Consider the following 12,112-nt stretch of genomic DNA (forward strand, 5'->3'; position numbering starts at 1 on the left):
GTATCATGCATAGTCAAATTCGATCCGCGGTATTTTTTATATTAAAATAGGCTTAAGAAACCTAACCTTACGCTAATTTTCCATTTAATCTCCGTTTAATTATCCGCGCCTAGAATCCAGTCAACCACCCCTAATGAGACTGCATTCATGAATACACTATTAATTACTGGCGCAACCGGTTTTTTGGGCGGAGCCGTTTTAGAAAACATTCTGAATCAGACAAATGGATTTAATCTGTTGCTTTTAGTTCGTGCCGATAATGATGTATCTGCGCTGGAACGGATAAAGGAAAATCTGCGCAAATTTAATATTGCAGAAGAAAAGCTGGCCGCACTTAGCCCGCGGAATATCCTGTTGGGTGATTTGGTAGAACCCGAAGCGTTTCTTAACGACCCGCGTCTGGACCAGGTTACTCATGTCATCAACTGCGCCGCCGTCGCCTCTTTTGGCAACAACCCGCTTATCTGGAAAGTAAATGTCGAAGGAACGCTGAAGTTCGCCCGGAGAATGGCCAGTGTCGGCAGCCTGCAGCGCTTTCTTCACGTTGGTACAGCGATGTCATGCTCCCCAGAACCCGATTCACTGGTGGCAGAAAGTGCAGAATTTCGCGAACGTGCTGAGCATCTGGTTGAGTATACGCACTCTAAATCCACGATAGAGCGTCTGATGCAACAGGAATGCCTAACATTACCACTGGTTATCGCGCGGCCTTCTATCGTTGTTGGCCACACTCATCATGGCTGCCAACCCTCCAGCAGTATTTTCTGGGTATTCAGCATGGGTCTGATGCTACAAAAATTTATGTGTTCGATGGAAGACCGTATTGACGTGATCCCGGTTGATTACTGCGCCGATGCATTGCTGATGTTACTGAGCAGTCCGCTCGCTCGCGGTGAAGTAGTGCACATCTCAGCAGGAGAAGAAAATAGCGTGAGGTTTGCAGATATTGATAGCGCGATGGCATCTGCGCTGGAACAAGCTCCCGTCGGCAATAAATACGCACAGGTCAGCTATGAAACGCTGGTCCAAATGCGCCGTGAACTGAAGAATATTTTTGGCCCCTGCAACGAACGACTGATGCTTAAAGCCATGCGTCTTTACGGCGCGTTCGCAACGCTGAACGTGCGATTCAGCAATGATAAGCTGCTCAGCATGGGGATGCCGAAGCCGCCGCGTTTTACCGATTACATTGAGCGCTGTGTGCAGACGACACGTGGGCTGACTATTCCACAGCAAATGGCGGTGGACTTTAAATAGGTTGCGATTGTGTAGGCAAAAAAATGCCAGCCCGAAGGCTGGCATTTTTAAATCAGAGAAAGAACAGGATTACGCCTGACCTTTGATCTCTTTACGACCGTTGTACGGAGCGTGTTCACCCAGAGCTTCTTCGATACGAATCAGCTGGTTGTACTTAGCAACACGGTCAGAACGGCTCATAGAACCCGTTTTGATCTGGCCTGCAGCGGTACCAACAGCCAGGTCAGCGATGGTAGCATCTTCAGTTTCGCCAGAACGGTGAGAGATGACAGCAGTGTAGCCAGCGTCTTTCGCCATTTTGATCGCAGCCAGAGTTTCGGTCAGAGAACCGATCTGGTTGAATTTGATCAGGATGGAGTTAACGATGCCTTTTTCGATGCCTTCTTTCAGGATCTTGGTGTTGGTTACGAACAGATCGTCACCAACCAGCTGGATTTTGTCGCCCAGTACTTTTGTCTGGTATGCGAAACCGTCCCAGTCAGACTCGTCCAGACCATCTTCGATGGATACGATCGGGTACTGTTTGGTCAGTTCTTCCAGGAAGTGAGTGAATTCTTCGGAGGTGAACGCTTTGTTGCCTTCGCCAGCCAGAACGTATTTACCGTCTTTGTAGAATTCAGACGCTGCACAGTCCATCGCCAGAGTGATGTCTTTGCCCAGCTCGTAGCCTGCTGCTTTAACCGCTTCAGCGATTACAGCCAGAGCTTCAGCGTTGGAACCCAGGTTCGGCGCGTAGCCACCTTCGTCACCAACTGCAGTGTTCATACCTTTAGCTTTCAGAACTTTAGCCAGGTTGTGGAACACTTCGGAACCCATACGAACGGCTTCTTTCAGGGATTTAGCGCCAACCGGCTGAATCATAAATTCCTGGATGTCGACGTTGTTGTCAGCGTGCTCACCACCGTTGATGATGTTCATCATCGGAACCGGCATGGAGTATTTGCCCGGAGTACCGTTCAGTTCAGCGATGTGTGCATACAGCGGCAGGCCTTTAGCAGCAGCTGCTGCTTTGGCGTTCGCCAGGGACACAGCCAGGATGGCGTTTGCACCGAAGTTGGATTTGTTTTCAGTACCGTCCAGATCGATCATGATCTTGTCGATGCCAGCCTGATCTTTAGCATCTTTACCCAGCAGAGCCTGAGCAATCGGGCCGTTTACAGCTGCAACAGCTTTCAGTACGCCTTTACCCATGAAACGGGATTTGTCGCCATCGCGCAGTTCCAGTGCTTCGCGGGAACCAGTAGAAGCACCTGACGGAGCTGCTGCCATACCAACGAAACCACCTTCCAGGTGTACTTCGGCTTCAACAGTCGGGTTACCACGGGAGTCGATGATTTCACGACCGATGATTTTAACGATTTTGGACATTAGGTTTTCCTCAGTACAAGTTAAACTAAAACTCCAGACAAACAATGCACCCTGATGGGTGCATTGCCGTTCTAACTTTTTACTTCTTACTTCGCCTGACGCTTCTGATGTTCACTGGCGGCTTTCACAAAGCCGGCGAACAGCGGGTGTCCATCACGTGGCGTGGAAGTAAATTCCGGGTGGAACTGACAGGCCACGAACCACGGATGATTCGGTACCTCAATGATCTCGACCAACTGATCATCACCGGAACGGCCTGCAACACGCAGACCCGCAGCTTCAATCTGTTTCAACAGCATATTGTTGACTTCGTAGCGGTGGCGATGACGTTCAACAATTGTCGGCGTACCGTACAGTTGACGAACCAGACTCTCATCGCTCAGCTGACACTGTTGCGCACCAAGACGCATTGTGCCACCCAGATCGCTCTTCTCGGTACGGACTTCAACGTTGCCGTCTTCATCACGCCATTCAGTAATCAGGGCCACCACTGGGTACTTACAGTCTGGCACAAATTCTGTGGAGTTGGCGTTGTCCATTCCCACGACGTTACGAGCAAACTCAATCAACGCAACCTGCATACCCAGGCAAATGCCCAGATAAGGAATATTGTTTTCACGCGCAAAGCGCGCTGTCGCGATTTTCCCTTCAACACCACGGTAGCCGAAGCCGCCTGGGATGAGGATGGCATCAAGACCTTTCAGGATCTCAACACCACGCGTTTCAACATCCTGCGAATCAATCAGCTTGATGTTGACGGTGACACGATTCTTCAAGCCACCGTGCTTCAGCGCTTCGATAACTGACTTATAGGCATCCGGCAGTTCAATGTACTTGCCGACCATACCGATAGTCACTTCGCCTGCCGGATTCGCTTCTTCGTAGATAACCTGTTCCCATTCTGACAGATTCGCTTCCGGACAGTTCAAGCTGAATCGTTTACAAATATAATCGTCAAGGCCCTGAGATTTCAACAGGCCCGGAATTTTATAGATGGAATCGACATCTTTCAGAGAAATCACCGCTTTTTCCGGAACGTTACAGAACAATGCAATTTTTGCACGTTCATTAGCCGGAACTGCGCGATCGGAGCGGCAAATCAGGATATCTGGCTGAATACCGATAGAAAGCAGCTCTTTTACAGAGTGCTGAGTCGGTTTGGTTTTGACTTCACCTGCCGCCGCCATATACGGAACCAGCGTCAGATGCATAAACAGCGTGTGCTCACGGCCAATTTCTACAGCCATCTGGCGAATCGCTTCAAGGAACGGCAGAGATTCGATATCCCCAACGGTTCCGCCGATTTCGACCAGAACAACATCATGACCTTCACCGCCTTCCAGAACGCGCTCTTTAATGGCATTCGTGATGTGCGGAATGACCTGAACGGTCGCGCCCAGATAGTCACCACGGCGTTCTTTACGCAGAACGTCGGAGTAGATACGACCGGTGGTGAAGTTGTTACGGCGGCTCATTTTGGTGCGGATGAAACGCTCATAGTGACCCAGGTCCAGGTCGGTTTCAGCGCCGTCTTCGGTAACGAACACTTCCCCGTGTTGGATAGGGCTCATAGTACCTGGATCGACGTTGATGTACGGATCCAGTTTCATCATGGTCACATTGAGGCCACGGGCTTCAAGAATGGCTGCGAGGGAGGCTGCGGCAATGCCTTTTCCCAGAGAGGATACGACCCCGCCGGTCACAAAAATATAGTTCGTTGTCATGCTGGACCTGAGAAGTTAGGGTGAAACGATGGAATTACCAAGACGGGAAAGTAGTATACCCGAACATGACGAGCGCCACAAACTTTCATTATTCCTCCTCTTCACCAGGCTCACATTAACATCGGGAGTGAGAAAATAGCCCCTTTGGGGTAAATGTTTTTGACGTAAATCAATCGCTTGTTATTTAAAAAATCACACAAATCGTCCTTGACCGACGAAATCCCTTAGAGATCAATTTCCTGCCGTTTTACCTGTTGCCAGACTTCTTCCATTGTTTCCAGATCAACACCAGTCATTTCCAGACCGCGGGCTGCCACAATTCGCTCAACCTCACGAAAACGGCGCTCGAATTTTTCATTCGCTTTCTGCAATGCCGTCTCTGCTTTTGTCCCTAAATGACGGGCCATATTGACCGTGGCAAACAGCAGGTCGCCCATTTCCTCCTCCAGTTTAGCCTGGTCAACGACAGCCTGCTTCGCCTCGAACATGACTTCGTCAATCTCTTCATAAACTTTGTCGACAACCGGTCCTAAAGTCTTCCAGTCAAAGCCAACATTGGAGCAGCGTTTCTGGATTTTCTGGGCGCGCATTAGCGCCGGTAAACTACGGGGAATATCGTCCAGCGCGGAATGTTGTGCCTTCCCGGCACGTTCTTCGGTTTTGATCTGTTCCCAGCGGGTCAGCACTTCGCGACTAGTACTGGCAGAAACATCGGCAAATACATGCGGATGCCGACGTTCGAGCTTATCGCTAATCGCAGCGCAGATATCGTTAAAATCGAAGCGCCCTTCTTCCTGCGCCATTTGTGCGTAAAACACCACCTGGAACAACAGATCGCCCAGTTCACCACGCAGATCGTCGAAGTCTTCGCGCGCAATGGCATCAAGTACTTCATAGGTTTCTTCGAGGGTGTAAGGGGCAATCGTGGTGAAAGTCTGCTCTTTGTCCCACGGACAGCCGTTTTCCGGGTCGCGCAGGCGCTGCATAATACCGAGCAGTCGGTCGATTTGATTCATGTGAAAATCCTGGAGATTTGAAGAACTGTAGGCCGAATAAGGCGGCAGCCGACATCCGGCCTACAAAATAATTAATTACCGTGCAAGCGACGCGCGTCGATCACATCCGGCACCTGGTTCAGTTTGCCGAGCACGCGTCCGAGCACCTGCAGGTTGTAGATTTCAATGGTCATATCAATAGTAGCCAACTGTTGTTTGGTATCACTACGGCTGGCAACCCCCAGCACGTTTACTTTCTCGTTAGCAAGAATCGTCGTGATATCACGTAATAAGCCGCTCCGATCGTTTGCCTGCACACGGACGACCAGCGAGTACCCTGCCGAGTAGCTTTCACCCCAAACCGCATCAACGATACGTTCTGGGGCATGTGAGCGCAGTTCTGTCAGTTGTTCACAGTCAGCCCGGTGCACGGAAATACCACGTCCCTGGGTGATAAACCCGACAATCTCATCGCCAGGGATAGGCTGGCAGCAGCGCGCGATATGGTGCATCAGGTTTCCAACCCCTTCGACCACCACACGCCCATCGTCTTTTCGGCGAGTCTGCGGGGCCTGCGTTTTCTGCTGAAGTTGTTTCAGTGCAGCGGCATCCTGTTCAGCAGCGCTTGGTTTATTAAACTGCGCTTGCAGGAAGTTGACCATCTGGTTGAGGCGGATGTCACCGCCGCCGATCGCCGCCAGCAGCTCTTCCAGCTCATTAAAGCTGTAACGCGGAAGCAGGTGTTTTTCAGCCTCTTTCAGGCTAATACCCAGGTGCGCCAGTTCATCATCGAGGATCTGACGACCAGCCAGAATATTCTTGTCCCGGTCCTGTTTACGGAACCAGGCATGGATCTTAGAGCGCCCCCTGCTGGTCGTCACGTAGCCCAGGTTAGGGTTTAGCCAGTCGCGGCTTGGGTTTGGCTGTTTCTGGGTGATGATTTCAATTTGATCACCCATCTGCAACTGATAGGTAAACGGTACGATGCGACCACCAATTTTCGCGCCAATGCAACGATGCCCCACATCACTGTGGATGTGATAAGCAAAATCGAGCGGCGTTGAACCCGCCGGCAAGTCAACGACATCGCCTTTTGGCGTAAAGACGTAAACTCTGTCGTCAAAGACCTGGCTACGCACTTCATCCAGCATTTCACCGGAATCAGCCATCTCTTCCTGCCAGGCTATCAGTTTACGCAGCCACGCGATGCGATCTTCATGACCAGAACGCGCAGCGCCTGAAGCGGTACCTTCTTTGTACTTCCAGTGCGCGGCAACGCCCAGTTCGGCATCTTCGTGCATCTGTTTGGTACGGATCTGGATTTCAATGGTTTTACCGCCTGGCCCCAGCACAACCGTATGGATTGACTGGTAACCATTAGGCTTCGGATTGGCAACGTAGTCATCGAACTCATCAGGCAGATGGCGATAGTGAGTGTGCACGATCCCCAGCGCGGCATAGCAATCCTGTAAACGCTCAGCCACGATACGCACTGCGCGCACATCGAACAGTTCGTCAAAAGCCAACTGCTTCTTCTGCATTTTGCGCCAGATGCTGTAAATATGCTTCGGACGCCCGTACACCTCGGCTTTTACACCTTCGGTTTTCATCTCTGAACGCAGATGCCCAACAAACTCGTCGATATAGTGTTCTCTGTCGATACGACGTTCATGCAGTAATTTAGCAATGCGTTTGTATTCGGCTGGGTGCAGGTAGCGGAAGCAGTAATCTTCCAGCTCCCATTTTAATTGCCCGATGCCTAATCGGTTAGCCAGCGGGGCATAAATATTGGTGCATTCTTTTGCCGCCAGCACGCGTTCATCTTCCGGCGCGTCTTTAACTTCTCGCAGATGAGCAATACGTTCTGCCAGCTTGATGACCACACAGCGGAAGTCGTCGACCATTGCCAGCAGCATGCGACGAACGTTATCAACCTGCTCGGAAGAGACGGAGTCGGTATGCGTGGCTTTTAGCTGGCGTATTGCCGCCATATCACGCACACCATGGATAAGATTAACGATTGACGTGCCTACGCTCTCGCGCAGGATGTCTTCACTCACCACATTGGCATCCGCCAGAGGGAACAGCATCGCCGCTCGCAACGTGTCGATATCCATACTCAGCATGGAGAGTATTTCCACCATTTCGACGCCACGCCACAGCAGCAGATCCGCATCCGGATGCCCCTGTGTCTGCTGCAGGCAATACGCCCAGGTTTCGGCTAAGCGTTCACACGACTGCTGGCTGGAGATCCCCAGACTCGCGATCCATTTCTTAGGATCAAACTCACCAGCTTTATTTATATGTGCACTTCTTACCGCAACCATCGTCCTCTCCTTAAGGGGCCTGGCCTGTCGAAGTCGACAAGCCGTACCCATTGTCTTTCACGCTGCGTTACAACCCGAAATCCAATGGGTATAAAATTCATTACAAACGCTCAAACAGGACCATCGATTCCAGATGTCCAGTGTGCGGGAACATATCGAGCATCGCCAGTCGCTGAACGGTATATCCTGCATTGAGTAACGCTTCGCTGTCACGAGCCAGCGTAGCAGGATTACAGGATACATAAACAACGCGGCCAGGGTTTAATTTTATAATATGTTGCATCACACCGGCAGCCCCCGCACGCGCGGGATCGAGCAAGACTTTGTCAAATCCGTTTTTTGCCCATGGTTGTTTGGTGACATCTTCTTCAAGGTTTTCATGAAAGAATGTCACATTGTGTAGTCCGTTATTCCGCGCATTTTCCCGGCCTTTTTCCACCAGCGCAGGGACACCTTCAACACCCACAACGCTCGCTGCTCGTACGGCCAACGGTAACGTAAAATTCCCCATACCACAGAACAAATCGAGCACACGGTCCTCTGGCTGCACATCCAGCCATTCCAGCGCACAGGAAACCATTTTCTGGTTTACCCCTTCATTGACCTGGATAAAATCACGCGGGCTGAAGGTTAAACGTAGTCCATTTGAATCATACCAGGGCGATTCTTCTGAATTTGATTCCAGTATCTCGCTTTGCGGAGCCAGAAACAAAGACAGTCCCTGAGAATGCGAAAAGCATTCCAGTTTTTCTTTATCTGCGGTATTCAGTGGCGCAGTGTGGCGCATAATCATCAGGGTTCCACTTCCAGCCTGCACCAATTCGACATGCCCCAAGTGACGCAGCCCCTGCAGACTCTGCAGGCATGCCCGAATTTCAGGCAGCAGCGCCTCAAGTTGGGGCACCAAAATAGGGCATTGCTTCACATCGATAATGTCGCTGGAGCCGGACTTGCGAAACCCCATCTGCAATTGCTGCTCTTTCGCGCGATAGTTCAGACTTAAACGCGCGCGGCGCCGATAACCCCACGGGGTATCGGCGATAACTTCCGTCACCTCACATTTCATTAAACGCGACAACGCCGCACTTTTGCTACGCTGCTGCAAAGGGATGCTGGCGTGCTGCTGTTGACAGCCACCACAGACCCCAAAATGTGGGCAACGTGGCACTTCGCGTTCCGAACTGTCGTTTAAGCGACGTTTGACTTGCGCACGGGCAAACTGTTTTTTATCTTCAGTAATCACCACTTCTGCGCTTTCCTGGGGCAGCAATTCCGGTATAAACAGGGCTTTCCCGTTATGACGAGCAACGCCCTGACCAAAAGAATCAAGGTCATTGACGGTAACGGTTATGATCTGACGCGTCGTCACGCGTCGTTTTGCAGAGTAGAATTGCGCCATCGACGAGATATTTCTCTATTTAACAGTGTGACCCTAATTGTCCCATAACGGAACTCCATGACCAACTACAGCCTGCGCGCACGCATGATGATTCTGATCCTGGCCCCGACCGTCCTGATAGGTTTGCTGCTCAGTATCTTTTTTGTTGTGCATCGCTATAACGACTTGCAGCGTCAACTGGAAGATGCTGGTGCCAGCATCATCGAGCCACTCGCGGTATCCAGCGAATACGGCATGAACTTGCAAAACCGGGAATCCATCGGCCAGCTTATCAGCGTGTTGCATCGTCGCCATTCCGATATTGTGCGGGCAATTTCCGTCTATGACGAAAATAACCGACTGTTCGTCACCTCCAACTTTCATCTTGATCCGTCAGAGATGCAATTGGCTACCGGATCGCCGTTTCCGCGAAAGCTGAGCGTAACCCGGCACGGGGATATCATGATCCTGCGAACCCCTATTATATCGGAAAGCTATTCACCGGATGAATCTGCCGTTAGCGATGCGAAGAACACCAAAAATATGCTGGGGTATGTGGCGCTTGAGCTGGACCTCAAGTCCGTGCGATTACAGCAGTACAAAGAGATCTTTATCTCCAGCGTCATGATGCTGTTTTGTATTGGTATTGCGTTAATTTTCGGCTGGCGTCTGATGCGTGACGTAACCGGCCCAATTCGCAACATGGTGAATACCGTAGACCGAATACGTAGAGGTCAGCTCGATAGCCGCGTGGAAGGTTTCATGTTGGGCGAACTGGATATGCTGAAGAATGGCATCAACTCGATGGCGATGTCTCTCGCCGCCTACCATGAAGAGATGCAGCACAATATCGATCAGGCGACGTCAGATCTGCGCGAAACGCTGGAGCAGATGGAGATCCAAAACGTTGAGCTGGACCTGGCAAAGAAACGCGCTCAGGAAGCTGCACGTATTAAATCAGAGTTCCTGGCGAACATGTCTCACGAGCTACGTACACCGCTAAACGGTGTCATTGGCTTTACACGTCTGACACTAAAAACCGAGTTAAATACCACTCAGCGCGATCACCTGAATACGATTGAACGCTCTGCCAACAACCTGCTCGCTATCATCAATGATGTGCTCGACTTCTCTAAACTGGAAGCGGGTAAACTGATTCTGGAAAGCATACCGTTCCCACTGCGCAGCACACTGGATGACGTCGTAACGCTGTTAGCGCACTCCTCCCATGACAAAGGGCTGGAGCTAACATTGAATATTAAAAATGACGTTCCGGACAATGTGATTGGCGATCCGCTGCGCCTGCAACAGGTCATTACCAACCTGGTCGGCAATGCCATCAAATTTACCGAGAGCGGCAATATCGACATTTTGGTTGAAAAACGCGCGCTCAGTAACACCAAAGTCCAGATTGAAGTTCAAATCCGCGATACCGGCATTGGCATTCCAGAACGCGATCAGTCACGTCTGTTCCAGGCATTCCGTCAGGCTGATGCCAGCATTTCGCGCCGTCACGGTGGTACCGGACTTGGCCTTGTGATCACGCAAAAACTGGTCAATGAAATGGGCGGGGATATCTCGTTCCATAGCCAACCAAATCGCGGTTCCACCTTCTGGTTCCATATCAGTCTTGATCTCAATCCTAATGTTCTGAGCGATCGCTCAACCACCCGCTGTCTGGCAGGTAAACGACTGGCTTACGTTGAACCAAATGCTACCGCCGCGCAATGTACGTTGGATATCTTGAGTGAAACGCCACTGGAGGTGATTTACAGCCCTTCATTCTCTGCATTACCGGCAGAACACTACGATATCCTGCTACTTGGTGTACCCGTCACATTACGCGAGCCGCTCACCATGCAGCATGAACGGCTGGCAAGCGCAGCCGCGATGACCGATTTCCTGTTGCTGGCGCTGCCTTGCCATGCGCAGATTAACGCTGAAAAACTAAAGCAAGGCGGCGCGGCGGCATGTCTGCTAAAACCGCTCACCTCAACCCGATTGCTACCTGCATTAACCGAGTATTGCCACCTGAACCAAGGGTCAGAGCTCCAGGTGTTAGATGAAAGCAAGATTGCGATGACCGTGATGGCGGTGGACGACAACCCGGCGAACCTGAAGCTCATCGGCGCATTGCTTGAAGATAAGGTGCAGCACGTCGAGCTGTGCGACAGCGGGCATCAGGCGGTGGACAGAGCCAAACAAATGCAGTTTGATCTGATCCTGATGGATATCCAGATGCCGGACATGGACGGTATTCGTGCCTGCGAACTGATCCATCAGCTTCCCCACCAGCAGCAGACACCGGTTATTGCGGTAACGGCACATGCCATGGCAGGACAAAAAGAGAAGTTACTCAGCGCCGGAATGAATGACTACCTGGCTAAGCCGATTGAAGAAGATAAATTGCACAGTTTACTGTTGCGCTATAAGCCCGGTGCCGGCACATCAGCCCGGACTATCGTGGCGGCCCCCCCTGAACCCGTGGTCAACCCGAATACGACCCTCGACTGGCAACTGGCGTTGAGACAGGCTGCCGGTAAAAACGATCTGGCGCGGGATATGCTGCAAATGCTGATCGATTTCTTGCCTGAAGTCCGTAACAGAATTGAAGAGCAACTGGTGGGTGAAAACCCTGAAGGGTTGGTGGATTTGATTCATAAACTACACGGCAGCTGCGGTTACAGCGGGGTTCCCCGCATGAAAAACCTGTGCCAGCTCATCGAGCAGCAGTTACGTAGCGGGACCAAAGAAGAAGAGCTTGAACCAGAGTTTTTAGAGCTTCTTGATGAGATGGACAACGTCGCGCGGGAAGCAAAACGGATATTGGGGTGATATTCGCCGGAGGCGGCGTAAACGCCTTTTCCAGCCTACAGGTTTTGCTGTTTACCACAGTTCCTATAAGCGTCGCGCATCAGGCACATCGCCGGATGCGGCGTCAGCGCCTTATCCGGCCTACAGGTTTCGCTGTTTATCACAGGCCCGATAAGCGCCGCGCATCGGGCACATCGCCGGAGGCGGCATCAGCGTCTTTTCCGGCCTACAGGTTTCGCTGTATACCAC

Annotated in this window: 7 protein-coding genes; 2 read left to right on the forward strand and 5 right to left on the reverse strand. The window is 51.3% G+C overall.

Features of this window, described 5'->3' with window-relative positions:
* Positions 1 to 147 precede the first annotated feature (147 nt).
* Positions 148 to 1,257, forward strand: a complete 1,110-nt coding sequence (locus NNO02_RS20980; RefSeq protein WP_271455638.1) for an SDR family oxidoreductase — start codon at positions 148 to 150, stop codon at positions 1,255 to 1,257.
* Positions 1,258 to 1,326: 69 nt separating this feature from the next.
* Here NNO02_RS20980 and eno read toward each other — a convergent pair whose 3' ends face one another.
* From eno to rlmD, 5 genes are all read right to left on the reverse strand, one after another.
* Positions 1,327 to 2,625 carry a phosphopyruvate hydratase gene (gene eno, locus NNO02_RS20985; protein WP_202037895.1) on the reverse strand — a complete coding sequence of 433 codons (1,299 nt, stop codon included), beginning with the start codon at positions 2,623 to 2,625 and terminating at the stop codon, positions 1,327 to 1,329.
* Positions 2,626 to 2,711: 86 nt separating this feature from the next.
* Entirely contained in the window at positions 2,712 to 4,349 is a 1,638-nt protein-coding gene (gene pyrG / locus NNO02_RS20990) for a glutamine hydrolyzing CTP synthase (protein ID WP_005130912.1), read from the reverse strand.
* A 224-nt stretch (positions 4,350 to 4,573) separates the two neighbouring features.
* Positions 4,574 to 5,365 carry a nucleoside triphosphate pyrophosphohydrolase gene (gene mazG / locus NNO02_RS20995; protein WP_271441039.1) on the reverse strand — a complete coding sequence of 264 codons (792 nt, stop codon included), beginning with the start codon at positions 5,363 to 5,365 and terminating at the stop codon, positions 4,574 to 4,576.
* 71 nt (positions 5,366 to 5,436) lie between these two features.
* Positions 5,437 to 7,671: a GTP diphosphokinase gene (gene relA / locus NNO02_RS21000; RefSeq protein WP_137382740.1), complete on the reverse strand. Its 2,235-nt coding sequence runs from the start codon at positions 7,669 to 7,671 to the stop codon at positions 5,437 to 5,439.
* Positions 7,672 to 7,771: 100 nt separating this feature from the next.
* Positions 7,772 to 9,070, reverse strand: coding sequence for a 23S rRNA (uracil(1939)-C(5))-methyltransferase RlmD (gene rlmD / locus NNO02_RS21005; RefSeq protein WP_271455639.1), 1,299 nt, complete (start codon positions 9,068 to 9,070; stop codon positions 7,772 to 7,774).
* A 57-nt stretch (positions 9,071 to 9,127) separates the two neighbouring features.
* Between rlmD and barA the strand changes: the two genes are divergently transcribed.
* Positions 9,128 to 11,884, forward strand: a complete 2,757-nt coding sequence (gene barA / locus NNO02_RS21010; protein ID WP_271455640.1) for a two-component sensor histidine kinase BarA — start codon at positions 9,128 to 9,130, stop codon at positions 11,882 to 11,884.
* Positions 11,885 to 12,112: the final 228 nt, after the last annotated feature.

It is taken from the genome of Citrobacter sp. Awk 2 (genome assembly GCF_028069815.1).
Lineage (GTDB): Bacteria > Pseudomonadota > Gammaproteobacteria > Enterobacterales > Enterobacteriaceae > Citrobacter.